At 73.5% G+C, this 16,925-nt stretch carries 13 protein-coding genes and 1 pseudogene; 5 read left to right on the plus strand and 9 right to left on the minus strand.

Annotated features, from left to right (window positions below):
- The first annotated feature begins 142 nt into the window (after positions 1-142).
- On the plus strand, positions 143-1,273 hold the full coding sequence (gene gcvT / locus F4558_RS04065; RefSeq protein ID WP_167943249.1) for a glycine cleavage system aminomethyltransferase GcvT: 1,131 nt from the start codon (positions 143-145) through the stop codon (positions 1,271-1,273).
- Positions 1,274-1,302: 29 nt separating this feature from the next.
- Here the strand turns inward: gcvT and F4558_RS04070 are convergent, their stop codons facing one another.
- The 4 genes and pseudogenes from F4558_RS04070 to F4558_RS04085 all read right to left on the minus strand — a co-directional run bounded on the left by F4558_RS04070 (position 1,303) and on the right by F4558_RS04085 (position 5,667).
- On the minus strand, positions 1,303-2,595 hold the full coding sequence (locus F4558_RS04070) for a DUF2314 domain-containing protein (RefSeq protein WP_167943250.1): 1,293 nt from the start codon (positions 2,593-2,595) through the stop codon (positions 1,303-1,305).
- Between the two features lie 66 nt (positions 2,596-2,661).
- Positions 2,662-3,435 carry an adenosylcobinamide-GDP ribazoletransferase gene (locus tag F4558_RS04075; protein ID WP_053657926.1) on the minus strand — a complete coding sequence of 258 codons (774 nt, stop codon included), beginning with the start codon at positions 3,433-3,435 and terminating at the stop codon, positions 2,662-2,664.
- A gap of 198 nt (positions 3,436-3,633) precedes the next feature.
- Positions 3,634-5,398: pseudogene (cobU, locus tag F4558_RS04080) on the minus strand (bifunctional adenosylcobinamide kinase/adenosylcobinamide-phosphate guanylyltransferase); the annotation flags it as partial.
- Between the two features lie 62 nt (positions 5,399-5,460).
- A complete protein-coding gene (locus F4558_RS04085; protein WP_053657931.1) occupies positions 5,461-5,667 on the minus strand; it encodes a hypothetical protein in 207 nt (68 codons plus the stop codon).
- Positions 5,668-5,827: 160 nt separating this feature from the next.
- Between F4558_RS04085 and F4558_RS04090 the strand changes: the two genes are divergently transcribed.
- Both F4558_RS04090 and F4558_RS04095 read left to right on the plus strand, forming a co-directional pair.
- Entirely contained in the window at positions 5,828-6,028 is a 201-nt protein-coding gene (locus F4558_RS04090; protein ID WP_053657932.1) for a hypothetical protein, read from the plus strand.
- Positions 6,028-6,825, plus strand: coding sequence for a site-2 protease family protein (locus tag F4558_RS04095; RefSeq protein WP_053657934.1), 798 nt, complete (start codon positions 6,028-6,030; stop codon positions 6,823-6,825). The genes F4558_RS04090 and F4558_RS04095 overlap by 1 nt, the downstream gene beginning before the upstream one ends.
- Before the next feature lie 77 nt (positions 6,826-6,902).
- Here the strand turns inward: F4558_RS04095 and F4558_RS04100 are convergent, their stop codons facing one another.
- From F4558_RS04100 to F4558_RS04110, 3 genes are all read right to left on the minus strand, one after another.
- On the minus strand, positions 6,903-7,901 hold the full coding sequence (locus F4558_RS04100) for an aldo/keto reductase family protein (RefSeq protein WP_167943252.1): 999 nt from the start codon (positions 7,899-7,901) through the stop codon (positions 6,903-6,905).
- Positions 7,902-7,945: 44 nt separating this feature from the next.
- Positions 7,946-12,667 carry a WG repeat-containing protein gene (locus tag F4558_RS31395; protein WP_245241264.1) on the minus strand — a complete coding sequence of 1,574 codons (4,722 nt, stop codon included), beginning with the start codon at positions 12,665-12,667 and terminating at the stop codon, positions 7,946-7,948.
- Positions 12,668-13,064: 397 nt separating this feature from the next.
- A complete protein-coding gene (locus tag F4558_RS04110) occupies positions 13,065-13,625 on the minus strand; it encodes a helix-turn-helix domain-containing protein (RefSeq protein WP_167943253.1) in 561 nt (186 codons plus the stop codon).
- A 66-nt stretch (positions 13,626-13,691) separates the two neighbouring features.
- Here F4558_RS04110 and F4558_RS04115 point away from each other — a divergent pair, with 66 nt between their 5' ends.
- Together F4558_RS04115 and F4558_RS04120 are read left to right on the plus strand one after the other, a co-directional pair.
- Positions 13,692-14,423, plus strand: coding sequence for an AzlC family ABC transporter permease (locus F4558_RS04115; RefSeq protein WP_167943254.1), 732 nt, complete (start codon positions 13,692-13,694; stop codon positions 14,421-14,423).
- Positions 14,417-14,725, plus strand: coding sequence for an AzlD domain-containing protein (locus tag F4558_RS04120; RefSeq protein ID WP_167943255.1), 309 nt, complete (start codon positions 14,417-14,419; stop codon positions 14,723-14,725). Before F4558_RS04115 ends, F4558_RS04120 begins: the two co-directional genes overlap by 7 nt.
- A gap of 6 nt (positions 14,726-14,731) precedes the next feature.
- Here F4558_RS04120 and F4558_RS04125 read toward each other — a convergent pair whose 3' ends face one another.
- Both F4558_RS04125 and murA read right to left on the minus strand, forming a co-directional pair.
- The gene (locus F4558_RS04125; protein WP_167943256.1) at positions 14,732-15,325 is read right to left on the minus strand and encodes a DUF3043 domain-containing protein; all 594 of its coding nucleotides are present in this window, start codon (positions 15,323-15,325) and stop codon (positions 14,732-14,734) included.
- 70 nt (positions 15,326-15,395) lie between these two features.
- Positions 15,396-16,751 (minus strand): UDP-N-acetylglucosamine 1-carboxyvinyltransferase, encoded by a 1,356-nt coding sequence (murA, locus tag F4558_RS04130; RefSeq protein ID WP_053657949.1) that lies wholly within the window; start codon positions 16,749-16,751, stop codon positions 15,396-15,398.
- Positions 16,752-16,925: the final 174 nt, after the last annotated feature.

Genomic DNA, 16,925 nt, shown 5'->3' on the forward strand with positions numbered 1-16,925 from the left:
CGGGCCGGTCGCGGCGTCGCGTACCGGCGGTGAAGGTCTCCGACGGAACCTACCCGCCGGACATCGGGGCTGTCCCGTCGATGCCGCCGACGGGGTCCCGCCGATGCTAACCAGCGGTGTTGCCCCCGGTAAGTTGCCACCCATGACCGACGTGACCTCCGACGCCGCCGCGACCCGGCTGCGCCGATCCCCGCTGCACGAGCGGCACACCGCCGCCGGCGCCAAGTTCGCCCCCTTCGGGGGCTGGGAAATGCCACTGGAGTACGCCGGTGGCGGGGTGCTCAAGGAGCACACGGCGGTGCGTACCGCGGTGGGGGTCTTCGACGTGTCGCACCTGGGGAAGGCCCGGGTGACAGGCCCCGGCGCGGCCGAGTTCGTCAACGCCTGCCTCAGCAACGACCTCGGCCGGATCGGGCCGGGCCGGGCGCAGTACACGCTCTGCTGCGACGACGCCACTGGCGGCGTGGTGGACGACATCATCGCCTACCTGTACGCCGACGACCACGTCTTCCTCATCCCGAACGCCGCGAACACCGCCGAGGTGGTGCGCCGGTTGCGCGCCGCCGCGCCTGCTCAGGTCACCGTCACCGACGAGCACGAGGCGTACGCGGTGCTTGCCGTGCAGGGCCCCCGCTCTGCCGAGCTGCTGGCAGCCCTCGGCCTGCCCACCGAGCACGGCTACATGAGCTTCTCCGCCGCCACACTTGCCGACGTGGAACTGACCGTCTGTCGTACCGGCTACACGGGCGAGCTGGGCTACGAGCTGGTGGTGCCGGCGGACGACGCCGTGACCGTCTGGGACGCGCTGTTCGCCGCCGGTGCGGCCTTCGACCTGCGTGCCTGCGGACTTGCCGCTCGGGACACGCTGCGCACCGAGATGGGCTACCCACTGCACGGGCAGGACCTCTCGCTGGACATCACCCCGGTACAGGCACGCTCAGGCTGGGCGGTGGGCTGGGACAAGCCGGCGTTCTGGGGTCGCGACGCGCTGCTCGCCGAGAAGGCCGCCGGCCCCCGGCGTACGCTGCGCGGCCTAGTGGCCGTCGACAGGGCCATCCCGCGCCCCGGGATGACCCTGCACGTCGGTGACGAGCAGGTGGGCGAGGTAACCAGCGGCACCTTCAGCCCGACGCGGAAGCAGGGCATCGCGCTGGCCCTGCTGGACACCGACGCGAACCTCGCCGAAGGCGACGTGATCGAGATCAACATCCGCAACCGCCGCGCCCCGGTAACGATCACCAAGCCGCCCTTCGTGAACCCCTCAGTGAGGTAGCCCCGCCCCCGCAAGCCCCGCACATGGGGTTAGGGGGTTTTGGGGGCCTCGCCGGAGTCCAGCACCGCCTGGGTCCAGCCGCCTTCGATCACGCCTGTCGCGTTCAGGACTGCCCAGTCGACTACGTCGGTCGCCTCGATCACCACTGGGGCTCCGATCTTGACTGCCGGGTCCGTGGCGGCGTCGCTGGCGCTCACGCCGACTATCCGCTCCGGCGTCTCCCACGAGGTGACGCCGGCCCAGACGTACTCCGGTCCGTCGTCGCCGGGCAGCCCGTACTTGACCACGAGCTGCGACTCCGGCGGCAACTGCCCGGCGACGTACCGGGCGCGGGCATCACCCAACGCCGCTCGGGCGGTGGCGACCGCCCGGCTCATCGCGTCGCCGGAGCGGGCGTACCGCACGTCCGGCTGGATCCCGGCGAACAGCGTCGCGCAGGCGGCGGCGTAGTAACGCCCGTCGGGACCGGGATGCCCGGCCGGCGGGCGCAGGCTCAGGAACGAGTCGGCCTCCGGGTCGGTCGCCGGATCCAGCTCCAGGCGCAGCAGCACCGGCGCGGTAGCGCCGTGCTGCTCCGGATTGCCGTACGCCACGGCGATGTCGTGCCCGGTCACCGTCGCCAGCACCGGGAGCTGTACGAACGCGGGCACCTCCGCGCCGGACAGGCCGTCGGTCCAGTCCCGAAGCAGCCGCCGGGCAGCCCCGGTCAGCACCGCACCCCAGGCGCGGGTGAGATGGTCGGGCACGCCCTGGGTCTGCAACTCCAGCAGCCCGAAACGGCGCAGCCCTTTCGTGGTGAACCAGAGCCCCTCGGTGTCCGAGGAGTACGGCACCAGCACCCAGTCGACGAGCCGGATCCGGCCGTGCTCGTCGGGGAGCGAGCGCAGCGCGGTCGCCGGGTCGAGGAACTGGAGGCCGAAGACGTCCACCACGTCGCTGTCGACGGATTCCGCAACGGCAGCCGCGACCGCCCGCGCCGCCCACTCGTGCGCCGGTGGCCAGCCCGGCCGGTATTCGGCCTGCACCACCACCAGATGTGTCGCCGCGGCCAGTCGGGCGAGCTGCGCCTCGGTGGCGCCGAACGCGGTGAGCAGATCGGGCGGCAGCTCGGGGAACTCGGTGATCGGCCGGGTGTCCACGCTCATCAGCGGGCTGTCCAGCATCTGCCGGGCGAGGCCGTGCACCGGCTCGGCCAGCCGTCCGGTCAGCGCGGCGACCGCGGTCTTTGCGCTGACCTTCGGCAGCCCTGTCATCGGCACCAGATAGGTCGCGCTGAGCGACTCCGGTACCGGTACGGGCAGGAAGTCGTCAGTGATGAGCATGTTCGTTCCCCCGGTGGCGGCGCCGGCGCTGTCGAGCCGAACGCTACCCGGCCGGCCCGGAGCTGTTCAGCCGGACAGCACCACACCCAGGTAGACAAGCGTGGTGACCACCTCGACTGTCGCGCCGAGCACGTCGCCGGTGATCCCGCCGAGCCGGCGTACCACGTGGGTCAGCAGCGGCACCGTGACGGCGAGTGCGGCAACGACGGCCAGCGGCCCCTGCCACGGACGGCCCGGCACCGCAGGCACCGCCAGCAGCGCGACGGCGACCGCGCCGACGGTCAGCGCCACAGGGCCGACCGTGCCGGCCACCAGGGCGCCCAGCCCGTCCGGACGGGCGGCCGGAACCCCCCGCCGGCAGGCCACCGTCACGCCGAGCCGCCCGGCGGCGGTTGCGGCGACCACCGCCGCGAGGCACGCCGGCCAGGACCGGCCGGCAAGCTCGGCGAGCGCCGCGGCCTGCACCAGGAGTACGACCACAAGGGCCACCACGCCGAACGGCCCGACGTCCGGCTTCTTCATGATTTCCAGGGCGGCGGCACCCCGCCGGTACGAGCCGAGGGCGTCCACCGTGTCGGCCAGCCCGTCCAGGTGCAGCCCTCGGGTCAGCAGGGCGGCGGCCCCCACAGTCACACCGGCTGCCACAAGCGCCGGGGCGAGAGCGCCGACCAGCAGCAGGACACCTGCCAGCAGCGCGCCGAGCAGCGCGCCGACGGCCGGGGCGAGCGCCATGGCGGTGCCCGCCACCGTGCGGTCGATCCGTCCGGCGCGTACCGGCAGCGTGCTGAAGGTGGTGACCGCCAGCCGGGCTCCCGCGAGGAGCCGCGAGTCAGCCGGCACGCCAGCCCGACGCCGGCTGCGCGTCCGGCTCGGTGCTGGTCGGGCCCGGCCCGGCCGGCTCCGGTTCGACGAAGTCCGGCTCGGCGTCACGATCCGGCTCGGTGGTAGGCCCGGGCTCGACGTCGTCGTCGTCCTCGTCCGGGGCGGTGTCGACCGGGGCGGTTTCCGGCGTCGCCGGCTCGTCCAGGGCCTCGTCGCCGGCCAGCGACGGGTGCACCGGCAGCGCGGCGGCCAGCGCCAGCACCGAGCGCAGCAGCGGGAGCGCCACCAGCGCGTTGGCGCCCTCACCGAGGTCCATCCGGAGGTCGAGCAGCGGGTTGAGGCCGAGCACGTCGGCGGCCAGCCGTACCGCCGGGTGACCGCCGTGGTCGGCCAGCAGGCACCAGTGTCGCGCCTGCCCGGCCAGGTCACGGCTGACCATCCCGGCGGCCATTCCGACAGGCCCGTCGAGCAGCACCGGCACCCGCCGGGCGGTCGCGCCGAGCAGCACGCCGGTGGCCACCGCCACGTCGCCGCCGCCCAGCTCGGACAGCACGTCCTTCGCGCCGCGCGGCGAGTGTCGGGTGCGGTGCAGTGCGTCGCGCACCGCCGCGCAGCGGATCATCCAGGCCGCGTCGTCGATCGCCCCGGCGTCGGTGAAGACCCTGCCCAGCACTGCCGGTGGTTCCGCGCCCGCAGTGGCCGCCAGCACCGCCGCCGCTGCCGCCTCGGTGCCGGCGCCGCACGCTGCCAGAACCAGCAGTTGTACGCCCGCGTCGGCCGCCTGCTCGGCCAGCCGCCAGCCGTAGCGCAGCGCCGACTCCACCTGGTCGAGGGTGAGCGCCGGCCCGTCCTCGATCGGCGCGGCGGCCGGAGTATCCACCACCTGGAGGCTCGCGCCGCTCTCGGCGGCCAGTCGGGCCAACGCGCCCCGACCGGCGCGAGCCTGCGCGGCCCGGCGCGCCGACTCGCCGGCCACGGCGCCCGCCGACGCCCCACCGGCGTGGTCGCCGTGCAGCAGCAGCACCCGCACCGAACCCCAGGCTTGGGGAGTCGAGGTGCCCTGGGTGGCGGCGGCGAAACCGACCACCCGGTCCAGCACGCCCAGCCCAGCGCCGGGTACGTCCAACGTGGCCAGCCGGTCCACCGCCTGCGGGCCGGCGTACTCGTCGGGCATCGGCAGTTCCATGCCGGGCTGGATGACAAGCCCTGTCGACACCATCGGCAGTGCCATCGTCGGCGCGGCCCAGGGGTTGCCGGGCTCCTGGTTCGGGGCCACCGGAGGCGTGTGGGTCAGGACGTCGGGCAACTGCACCTCGGGGGTGGGCTCGACGTCCTCAGGGCTCGATCCGGAGCCGACCGACGCCGTCCCGGTCGCGGGGGCAGCGGCGACAGAGGGGGCAGCGGCGACAGCCGCGGCGGCGGTGGGCGGCACGGCGGCCGGCTTCAGCGGGACCGGCTGGCCGGCGACCACAAGCACCACCGAGTCGCAGGCGTCGGCGACCGCCCGGTTGACCGCGCCGAGCGCGTCGGTGAACGCCCGACCCAGCGGGGTGGTCGGCACCAGCGACAGGCCCACCTCGGGGCTCACCAGCACCACCCGCGCCGCGCAGGAGCCGATCGCCTCGGCCAGCTCGGCGACCGTAGCCAGGTCGTCGGCGGGCTGGTGGTCCGGGTCGAGCAGCACCGTCACCCAACCACCGAGGTCGTCCACGAGCAGCGTCTCGTTGGGCTCGGCGGACGAGATCACATCCGCCAGCCGACGCGGCTCTCCGGCGGTCTCCTCGCTGGTCCAGCTGCCCGGCCGCCGGGCGCGGTGCGCCGCGAGCCGGGTCGCCCACTCGGTGTCCTCCGGGTCGCCCTCTCCAGCGGTGGCGATGTACCGGACCACCGGCGCGTCGGCGACCAGGGACTCGGCGAACTCGGACTTGCCGGATCGGATCCCGCCGAGCACCAGGATCGTCTTCCACCCCTCAACGGACATGCTCGTACCTTAGAGCCAGCCCGAAGGCACCAACAGCACAGGTAGCGCTGTCCCGGCCCGGATCACCGTTCGCCGGGTGCGCGGTACTGATAGTCGTTGGGGTTCACGTCCGCCGGCTTCGGGTCCTCCTGCCAGAGACCTTCGCCGGGGCGGGCGAGCAGGGAATCGACAAGTTCCTCCCGGTCCATCTCCCGCGCGCCCTCGATGCCGCCCCGTACCGCGATGTTCCGCAGATCATCGGTGTCCCATTCCCGCAACGGCCTGCTCATCGTCCCGCCCCCCGTCGTACGCCGTCGGTCCGTGCCGATGCCGGCGGCATACCCTCAGGCACGCGCTGTGGAACCTCCGCACGGGCCGCTGTCAGCGCGGCCGACTACGCTTGCGAAGGTTCGTCCCGGCGGGACTTCAGCGGCGAGGGGAGACGCGCACATGGCGTGGAGCTGGCGGTACGAGGGCACGGACGGCCAGACGGTCGAGGGTCCGGCGGAGTCGTTCGGCAGCCAGGCCGACGCCGAATCCTGGATCGGTCAGACCTGGCGTGAGCTCGCGGCGTCCGGCGTCACCTCGGTCGCGCTCATGGAGGACGACCGGTTGGACTACCGGATGAGTCTGCAGCCCACGGCCGAGTGATGGGTTACGACCGGCCGGGCGGTGACGGGCTGGTGCTCGGCGTGCCCAAGGCGGCATTCCGGCCCAGCCCGGTCTTCCTCGGCCTGGTCGCCCTCTTCGCGGTCAGCGGCGCCCTGACCTGGAACGGGGTGGGCAATGTCCGGTTCAACGTGTTCGTCTTCGTGGTCACCGGCTGGCTGGTCTCGCTCTGCCTGCACGAGTACGCCCACGCGGTGGTCGCGTACCGGGCCGGCGACCGGGACATCGCCCACCGGGGCTATCTGACGCTCAACCCGTTCAAGTACACGCACCCGCTGCTGTCGATCGTGCTGCCCGTGGTGGTGGTGCTGCTCGGCGGCATCGGCCTGCCCGGCGGCGCGGTGTGGGTGGACCGGCACTCCATCCCGGGTCGGCTGCGGCACACACTGGTCAGCCTCGCCGGCCCGGCCACGAACGTGCTGTTCACGCTGGTGTTGGTGGCCGCTGTGCGCTTCGGCACCCAGTCGGGCGGCCCTGTGGAGTTCTGGGCCGCTGTCGCGCTGCTGGGCTTCCTGCAACTCACCGCGAGCGTGCTGAACCTGCTGCCGGTGCCCGGCCTGGACGGCGGCAACATGATCCAGCCGTGGCTCAACCCGCAGTGGCGCAAGATGTACGACCTGTTCGCCCCGTACGGCTTCATCCTGCTCTTCGCGCTGCTGTGGAACCCGCGCATCGGAGGCTGGTTCTTCGATGCCGTCTTCGCCGTCGGCGACCTGCTCGGTCTGCCGTCGTGGCTCTACGCCACAGGCCTCGACCTGATCCGCTTCTGGCAGGGCTGAGCGGCTGCCAGGGCTGAGCGGGTTTTCCGGCCCGGTCGGGCGCGCCGATCCGCGCTGCCGACCGGGCCGGAGCCGCGTCAGGGCCGCTGGGCGGGGGACTCGGTCTTCGCCGCGTCCCGCTCGGTGATCGGGTCGATGATCTCGTCGATCGCCTTGAGCAGCTCGGCGTCGAGCTTCACCCCGGCCGCCTTGACGTTGTCCTGCACCTGCTCGGGGCGGGACGCGCCGATGATCGCCGAGGAGACGTTCGGGTTCTGGAGGACCCAGGCCACGGCGAGCTGGGCCATGCTCAGCCCGGCCTGCTCGGCGAGGGGCTTGAGCTGCTGCACCCGGGTCAGCACGTCGTCGCGCATGAACCGGGAGATGAAGCTCGCGCCGGACTTCTCGTCGGTGGCCCGGGAACCGGCCGGCGGCGGCTGCCCCGGCAGGTACTTGCCGGAGAGCACACCCTGCCCCATCGGCGACCAGACGATCTGCCCGATGCCCAGCTCCTCGCTGGCCGGTACGACCTCGGCCTCGATGACCCGCCACAGCATCGAGTACTGCGGCTGGTTGGAGACCAGCGGGATGCGCAGCTCACGGGCGAGCGGGTGGGCGGCGCGCAGCTGCGCGGCCGTCCACTCGGAGACGCCGATGTAGTGCGCCTTGCCGGAGTGCACGACGTCGGCGAACGCCTCCATCGTCTCTTCCAGCGGCGTGCTGTGGTCGTACCGGTGGGCCTGGTAGAGGTCCACGTAGTCGGTGCGCAGCCGACGCAGCGAGCCGTTGATCGACTCCATGATGTGCTTGCGGGACAGACCTCGGTCGTTGCGGCCCGGCCCGGTCGGCCAGTAGACCTTGGTGAAGATCTCCAGGCCCTCGCGACGCTCGTTCTGCAGCGCCCGGCCGAGCACGTCCTCGGCCCGGGTGCCGGCGTACACGTCGGCGGTGTCGAAGGTGGTGATCCCCGCGTCGAGGGCGGCCCGGACGCACGCGAACGCGGCGTCCTCCTCGACCTGTGAACCGTGGGTTATCCAGTTGCCGTACGAGACCTCGCTGACCATCAGGCCGGAACGGCCCAGGTGTCGGAATTCCATGTACTGAACCTAGACCCAGCCGGTCATTACCGCCGACCTGCCGTTCAGAGCACCGGGTTGGCGTCGGTGAGCAGCCGATCGATCTCCGCCAGCACCTCGGCGCGGTCGCGGTGCACCGGGTCGATGAGCGGCTCACCTTGCCGGTCCAGCGCGCCCCACCGGCCGCCGCTGCCGACCAGGAACGCCACCGGGTGGATGACGAGCATCGGGTACGCAGGCGGCACGAGCACCGCGCCGGTCCGGTCCACCACACCACGCCGACCGGCCACGTCGACCACCACGAGGCCCTCGTCGGTGAAGCCGTCGACCGGCCCACCGTCGGTCAGCTCGGTGACGAAGCCGTGGTAGCGGGTGGGCACCACGATCCGTCCGGTCCGGTCGACAGCGCCCCATCCCTCACGGCGTACCGCGGCCAGCCCGCGGCGGAACGGACGTACCTCTGCGAAGTTCGGCGGGACCTGCACCGCGCCGGTGGGGTCGATCGCCGTCCACCCGCCGTCGGTGACCACCCAGGCCAGGCCGTCGCTGAACGGGCGCGCCACGCGGTACGACGGGGGGATCACCGTCGTACCGAGCAGGTTGATCAGGGACCACCGGTCGGTGTCCGGCCGCCGTACCCAGGCCAGCCCGTCGTGGAACGGCTGCGCCTCGGCGTACCGGGCGGGAATGACCACGTCGCCGTCCTGGTCGACGTAGCCCCACAGTGGTCCGTCCCGGTCCGGCTGCGGGGGCCGGTCCCGGTCGAGCACCTCGTCGCGACTCCTGGGGTACGGGCCGAAGCCGTCGGCGGACGCGCGTTCGGCGACCGCGTCGAGCGCCACCCGGACCCGCTCCAGCAGTTCGGCGTCACCGGCGCCGCGCAGGTCGAGGGCGCGTTCGAAGTGCTGGCAGGCCTCCATGAGCCGGCCCTGGTCGTAGCAGGTCCGTCCGGCGTGCTCGTGCAGGGAGGCCCGCAGCCGGTCGGGCAGCTCGACCGAGTTGGCCTCGGCGAAGAGTTGGTCGGCCTCGGCGAAGTCGCCGCGCCAGCGCAACACGTGTGCCAGCCGGGCCTGAGCCAGTGCGGTCCGGCGCAGCTCTCCGGTCGCCTCCGCGTAGGTGAGGGCGAGCCGGCCGTCGGCCAATGCGTCGTCCAGGTCGCCGAGGATCCGCGACGCCACCGCCCGCAGGCTGAGCAGCCGGGCACGCGCCCGGTTGTCGATCGCCGAACCGAGCTTCTCGGTCAGCCGCCGACGGATCGCCCGCATACTGTCCGGCTCGGTCAGCTCCTCACGCAGCGTGACCGGGTCCAGCCGCCAGCGGTACGCCGCCAGCACCTGCTCCGGATCGCCCGGGTCGGCCAGGGACGGTCTTCTCGGCTCCGGCGCGGCAGCGGGCGGCGCCGACGTCGGTGCGTCGACGTCCGCCGATCCGGTCCGTGGCCCGGGAACCACGCCCGCAGGCACACCCGACACCGGCCGTGCCGCAACAGGCGGCTCAGCATCCTTCTCGGCGCCGGTGTCGGCGTCCTCCTCGGCATCGGTCTTGGCGTCCTCCTCGGGTGGCGCGGAGGTCGCCTCGACGGCTGGGTGGTGTGTAGGGGTCGCCGCGTCCGCCGTGGGGGACGGCTCGTGCACGTCGGTCGGCGCCGGTGGTGCGGACGTCGGCCGGTCCGGGGCCGCGGGGTCGTCGGAGCCGGCGTTTGCCGACGGTACGTCGGAGGTGTCTGCGCTCGACGGCTCCGCGTCCGCGCCCTCGTCGGTGTCGGTGGCGGTGTCGCGGAGGTGTTCGCTGTGGGCCTGCGCTCCGGTATCCGCCGGGCCTGGGTGCTGTGCCTCGGTCGGGGCCGGCTCGACAGCGACGGCGGGCGGTGGCTCGGCCGCATGCACGAGGTACGGGCCCTCGTCGTCGTTTCCACCTGCCCGGTCGTCGTGGTCCGCGTCGAAGTCGGCGTCCACATTGACGTCGTGGTCCGCGTCGACGTCGTGGTCCGCGTCGACGTCGTGGTCCACATCGACGTCGTGGTCCGCGTCGACCTCGTCGACAGGCGGCGAGGAGGCGGGCGTGGCTGGAGGTGCGGAGATTGGAGTGGCCGGGGGCGCGGAGATCGGCTGGGCTGGAGGTGCGGAAACGGGTGCCGTGACGGCAGCGTCGGTCCACCGGTCGGCGGCGGTGGGTTCGGCGTCCACCGTCGACCGGTCGTGCTCGCCCACCGGCCCGGACACGGGTGCGGCCGAGCTGCTGAGGATCGCCCGATCGTCGGTCGCCTCGACCGGGTCGGTCGCGTCAGTCGTCCCGGCTGTCTCGGTGGCTACGGTCGCGTCGACCGTTTCGGCTGGCCCGCTCGTCTCGCGCTCGACCGTTTCGACTGGCTCGGTGGTCTCGCGCTCGGTCCTCTCGCCCTTGTCGGGCTCGGCCGGCTTGGCAGGGCTGAACCAGGCGTCCGGCCGCTGAGCCGGAACCTCGGCCGGTGGGGGAGCCGACGACGCGGGCGGCTCCGAGGGCGGCGGGGGCACGTACCGGCGCGGCACACCGGGGGCGATCGGAAGCGCCCGATCGGGGTCCACCTCGGGTGCGGGCGATGTGGGCGCCGAGAGCGGGCGGGCGACCGGCGGGTCCGGGCGCTGCCAGGTGGGAGGTGGCGCGACCGCAGGTCCCACGTCCCGCCGCGCCTCGTCCGGCCCACTGCCCGAGCCGGTCCTGCTGCCCGCGCCCGGTCCGGGGTAACGCGGTGGTGCGGTGGGTTGGGCGGCGGCGGTAGGTGCCGGCCCGACCGGCGTCCGCCGCTCGGACGACTCGCGCCAGTCGGTCGGCGGCGACGGCTCGCGTCGATCGAGAGGCGGGGAGGGCTCGCGTCGGTCGGGCGGCGGTGACGGCTCGCGCCGATCGGTCGGTGATGGTTCGTCCCGGTCGGCGGGTATCGGAGGGTCCACCGTGGCGGGGAGGAACTCCAGTCGGAGCCGGGCGGCCGGCGGGCCGGAGACGGGTACGTCGCGCGGCGGGGAAACCGGCGCGGCCGACACCGGCCGATCCCGATCGTGACCAGCCGGAGTGGACGGCCGGCGCTCGTATTGGGTCGGGGCAGGCGAGGTCGGTGCGGCCGAGTGCGGGACGGGCGACTTCGGGGCAGCCGAATCCGAGGTGAAGGCCGCCGGACGGTCCCGGCCGGGCGCGGCAGGCGATCCGGGGGCCGGCGATACCGGTCGTGCTGGCGAAGCAGGTGCCGGCGATATCGGCCGCGCCGGGGAGACGGGCGCAGGCGGGACCGGCGTGGCCCGGCCCGGTGCGGTCGGTGTCGTCGTGGCGGGGCGAGCCGGCCGGTCGTCGTACCGGGAACGTTCGGCTGGTGCCCGCTCGGGTCGGCTGGCCGGCCGCGACGGCGCGCCCGTCTCGGGGTCGCGGTGGCCGGGCTCCCGGGTACGGTCCGGGCGTACCGGGCCCGGTGGCGGCCACGGAAGCATGCCGTCCGGTCGGGAGGCGGGCTGCACGCGGGGCTCGCGGTACGCCTCCGGCGAGGTCTCCTCGCGCGGACGCCGGTCGGGGTACGCCTCGGCGCGGGCCGCTGCCTCGCGCCGGTGCTGCTCGGTGTCGGGTCTGCGGCGCTCGTCCCGGCGCGACTGCTCCGGTGCCTCCTGCTCGGGCCGGCGCCGCCATCCGCCGTCGGGCGTCGGCGGCGTGCCGTACCCCTCGTCCGGACGGTGCCGCCGGTCGGCGGACGCGCCAGGGTTGCCGTCCGGCCGGGGCCGACCGCCCGACCCGGCGCCTTCGGCGGCCCACTCCGAACGGCGGATGTCTTCCGGCCGCTCCATGCGGCGGGCGTCGTCGGGCCGCTCCGGGCGGCGAACGTCGTCCGGGCGTTCCGGGCGGCGAACGTCGTCGGGCCGCTCCGGGCGGCGAGCGTCCTCCGGCCGATCTGGTCGGCGGATGTCGTCGGCCCGCTCGGGGCGGCGGGCGTCGTCGGGCCGTCGGTCGGGGCGGTGACGCGGGCTGCTGTCCACGGGCGCCCACGTGCCCGGCGCTTCGGCTGCCCAGCCGTTGGCAGGCCGCTCGTCGTGGCTGCGGGGCGGCCTGGCGTCGTACCTGTCGGGGGTGCGTCGGTCGTGGCCGGCGGTCTGTCGCTCCGATGTGCCACGTCCGCGCGGCGTCTCGTCGGGCTCGGGGACCCAGCCGCCGTCGAACCGGGGTGCGGGGGAGACCGGCGGGGCGGCCGGATGTCCCCGGTCGGTCGGCTGAGGGCGGCGGCTGTCGTACCGCTCAGGGGCCTGCTGCTCGCGGTGCCAGGCGGCCTCCCGGGCCGGCCCTCGCTCGTCGCTGGGGCGCCGGTCGGACCAGGCGGTCCGCCGGTCCGACTCGGGGGAGCGGCGTTCCTCGCGCCGGGGCGGCTCGGGCAGTGGGCGGCGGTACGGCTCGTGGTCGTAGTGGGGGGCGTCGGACCGGCCGCGCGGCGGTGGGTCCAGCGGCCGGTCGTCACCGCGCGGCCAACTGTAGGCAGGGTTTCCGACCGGCTCGTCGTCCGGCCAGGAACGGTCGTGAGCCTGCTCAGCAGGGGGTTCGTCGGCCCAGGAACGGCCGAGGTACGTGCCGTCCGGGCGGGTGGGTGCCAGCGGTGGCACCTCGGTGCGGCCGACCACTGTCGCGCGTCCGCGCGGCGGTGGAGGTGGCTGGTGGGATGCGCCGATGTCGCCGGGGTAGCGCTGGCCGGGGAACTGGGGATGCCACTCGGTGGTCGGTTCGACCACCCAGGACGGTTCGTTCGGGTCCGGCCAGCGGTCGGTGTAGCGACCGTTCATCCGTTGGGCCTGTCGCCACATTCGGCCGCAAAGCCGATCCCGGAGGGCGGTGCGATGCCCGGGGGCGACGAGGTGCCCGGGGGTGTGCCCTCGCCGGGCGTCCGGTCGCCGCCTGCCACGCCTCGGTGGCCGGCTCGCGTCCGCTCGCTCACGGCGTTGTCACCTCGTTGCAAGTTGTCGCGCTGGGGCCTCGCGTGCCGGTCAGATCGCCCGTTCCGGCAGGGCGTGGCTGCGGATGGAGGGTAACGGCGTGGGCTCGGTCACCGCCACTATGGCGCTGCCCACGGGAGCAAACGTTATCCGACGGTTCCGGACATTTGGGTCGATAACCGTATCTGGTCCTCGACGATACCCCACCGTCGAGCGGACCGGGCCGGCCGGGATCGGCGTACCGGGCTCAGGGATGTTCCATCACCAGGACGGCGAAGGTGCCGGGGAGCAGGGCCTCGTAGCGGTGCGGGATGTCGCCGGGAAACGTCGCGTAGTCGCCCGGATCGAGGTCGACGGGATTCGCCTCGGGGCCGACGCGCAGCCGGCCGGCGGCCACCACCACGTGCTCGACGCTGCGGGGAGTGTGCCCGTCGGCCTCCCGGACGGCGCCGGGCTCCAACTCGATCAGGTAGACGTCCCGCCGCAGGTGCGCCGCACCGGCGCTGAGCAGCGTGCCGGTGAAGTCGGCCTGCACGGAGTGGATCCGTGGCCCCTCCCCGGCGCGGATCACCCGGATGGCGTCGTCGGCAGGCTCCACGAGCCGCCCGAACGGTACGCCGAGCGCCACGCCGAGCGCCCAGAGCGTCTCCACGCTCGGGTTGCCGGTCCCGGACTCCAGGTGGGAGAGAGTGGACTTGGCCACTCCTGCCCGGCGGGCGAGTTCGGTGAGCGAGATGCCGACGCGCTCCCGTTCGCGGCGTAGGGCGGTGGCGATGGTGGCCAGCGGGGCGGAGGGTTCCGGCGGCATTTGTTCGCTCCATCGGATGAATGTTCGGTTTGACGAACGGCTGCGAGCTGTTCACCATAATGAACCATGCGTACGGTACAACGAACAGCCGACGCCGGGGTGCTCCGAGATGTGCTCGCCCTCGGCGCGGCGATGGTCGCCGTGGGCGCCTCCTTCGGGGCGGTCGCGGTGGCTGCCGGGATCCCGGTGTGGGCCACACTGACGATGTCCGCGGTCCTCTACGCCGGCGGCGCGCAGTTCATGGCCGTCGGTCTCGTGGCCGCTGGCAGCCCCCTGGCCGCCGTGCTGGCCGGGCTCCTGCTCAACGCCCGGCACCTGCCGTTCGGGCTCGCGCTCGGCAACAGCCTCGGACCCCGGCTGGGGCACCGGCTGCTCGGCAGTCACCTGCTGACCGACGAGGCGACCGCCTTCACGCTCGCCCAGCCGGACGGCGTCGCCCGCCGACGGGCGTTCTGGCTGGCCGGCACGCTGCTCTTCGTCGCCTGGAACGCGGGCACCCTGGTCGGCGTGCTCGCGGGGGGCGCGGTCGGCGACCCGGCCGCGTTGGGCCTGGACGCCGCGTTCCCGGCCGGGCTCATCGCGTTGCTGCTGCCGTCCCTGCGCGACCGGGACACCCGTCACGCCGCGCTGGGCGGGGCCGCCCTCGCTGTCGTCGCCACCCCGCTGCTGCCGGCCGGACTGCCGGTGCTGCTCGCACTCGCCGGCCCGGCCCTCATCGCGCTGCGCCGCCGCCGTACGCCAACCGGCGGTGCCGGCCCCACCACAGTGCCGGCGGCCGGGGAGAGTGCGACGTGCTGATCGCGGTGATCCTGACGCTGGCCGCAGGCACCTACGGCTTCCGGGTCGCCGGTGTGCTGCTGCGGGACCGGCTCGACCTGCCCGAGTGGGCCCGACTGCTGCTGCCGGTCGCCGCGGCCGCGCTGCTCGCCGCGTTGGCGGCGACAGCGGCGATCACCGAGGCCGGCCGGTTCGCCGGCTGGGCCAGGCCGGTCGGGGTGCTCGTCGGCCTGCTGCTCGCCTGGCGTCGGGCGCCGTTCCTGCTGGTGGTGGTCGGCGCGGCGGTCACGGCCGCCGTGCTACGCCTGCTCGGTGTGCCGTGAGCGGGATCAGACCTTGTCGCCGAGTTTTACCTGCGGGGCCGGGGCACGCATCCGCCGGAAGGTGATCGCCCGCATCACCGCGTACAGGTAGAGCGAGCCCATCCGCTGGTCGGTCTTCGGGAAGCGCTCCCGGACCAACTTGCCGATCTTGCGGCAGATGAGCACCGAGTCGATGACCACGCCCAGCGCCAGCGCGCCCCACAGCAGGTTGGAGACCAGCCGGACCACCGGTGGCATCGCCGCGTTCGAGCCGATCAGCACGATCAACGCGCCACCGAAGAACCAGGTGCCGACGGTACGCCGGGAGTCGACCACGTTGCGGGCCAGCAGCCGCTCCGGGCCACGGTCGCGGGGGCCGCCCTCACGGCGGAACTCCGCGGCGGCCTCGGCGCGCAGCTTGCGTCGGCGCTCCCGCTCCTCCTCCTTGCTCAGGGGGCGGGTGGGGCCGGCGGGGCGCCGGCCGACGGTCGGCCGCTTGGGCGTCTCCCGACCCTTGGCCGGGGTGTAGCCCCGGGGCCGCTCGGCGGACTCCTCAGGGGTCACCGAGGAGGCGGCCTCGTCGACGAGGTCGGTGGACTTGCGGCGAAAGAGCGACGGCACGCGGCAAGGGTAGCCAACGGTTCGCGCCCGGTGCACATCGCGGTGCACCGGGCGCGAAAGGTGATCGAGGTTACGGACGCTCGACGTGCGCGCCCAGGTCGGCGAGCTTCGCCTCGAAGTCCTCGTAGCCGCGGTTGATCAGGTCGACGCCGTACACCCGGGAGGTGCCCTCGGCGGCGAGCGCCGCGATCAGGTGGCTGAAACCGGCCCGCAGGTCCGGAATGACCAGGTCCGCGGCGTGCAGCTTGCTCGGTCCGGCGATCACCGCCGAGTGCTTGAAGTTGCGTCGACCGAAGCGGCACGGGGTGCCGCCGAGGCAGTCCCGGTAGACCTGGATGTTGGCGCCCATCGAGTTGAGCGCCTCGGTGTAGCCCAGGCGCTGCTCGTAGACCGTCTCGTGGACGATCGACAGGCCCCGGGCCTGGGTGAGCGCGACCACGAGCGGCTGCTGCCAGTCGGTCATGAAACCCGGGTGTACGTCGGTCTCCAGCGCCACCGCGTTCAGCTCGCCGCCCGGGTGCCAGAAGCGGATGCCGCCCTCCTGACCCGGGTCGCCCAGCTTCGGCGGACGGGCGTCGGTGACCTCGTACTCGCCGCCGACGGACCGGAAGATGTTCAGGAAGGTCATCATGTCGGCCTGCTGAGCGCCGAGCACCTCGACGTGACCACGGGTGGCCAGCGCGGCGGCGGCCCAGCTGGCCGCCTCGATCCGGTCCGGGATCGGCCGGTGCGTGTAGCCGTGCAGCTTCGGCACACCCTGGATCTCGATCACCCGGTCGGTGTGGACCTTGATGATCGCGCCCATCTTCTGCAGGATGCAGATCAGGTCGATGATCTCCGGCTCCACCGCGGCGTTGCGCAGCTCGGTGACACCTTCGGCCATCACGGCGGTCAGCAGCACCTGCTCGGTGGCGCCGACGCTCGGGTACGGCAGGGCGAACTTGGTGCCGTGCAGCCCGTTGGGCGCGGACAGGTGCAGACCCTCGGGCCGCTTGTCGACGGTGGCGCCGAACTCCCGCAGCGCCTGAAGGTGGAAGTCGATCGGGCGCGGGCCGATGTGGCACCCACCCAGGTCGGGGATGAACGCGTGCCCCAGCCGGTGCAGCAGCGGCCCGCAGAACAGGATCGGAATCCGGCTCGAACCCGCGTGCACGTTGATCTGGTCGGTGCTGGCGCTCTCCACGTTGGCGGGGTCGAAGACGAGTTCGCCGTCCTCGACGCCGTCGGTCACCTTGACGCCGTGCAGCCCGAGCAGACCTCGGACCACCTCGACGTCGCGGATCTTCGGCACGTCGAACAATCGGCTCGGGGTGTCGCCGAGCAACGCGGCGACCATCGCCTTCGAAACCAGGTTCTTCGCGCCGCGCACGCGGATCCGCCCTTCGAGCGGAGCCCCTCCGTGCACGACCAGGACGTCGTCGGTCAACGCAACCTCCAGCGCGTCGGTGCTGCTGTGTTGATGGTGGGGAGCATGACCACTGTCGCTACCCCGGATGCGGGCATATCGAAACGGCCCGCTTGCGTCGTCGCTCCGGCAGCATAGCCCTCGGTGACGAAAAAGGACTCGGTCACACCGGCGTGTGCGGTACTAATCGGTGAT

Source organism: Micromonospora profundi (assembly GCF_011927785.1).
GTDB lineage: Bacteria > Actinomycetota > Actinomycetes > Mycobacteriales > Micromonosporaceae > Micromonospora > Micromonospora profundi.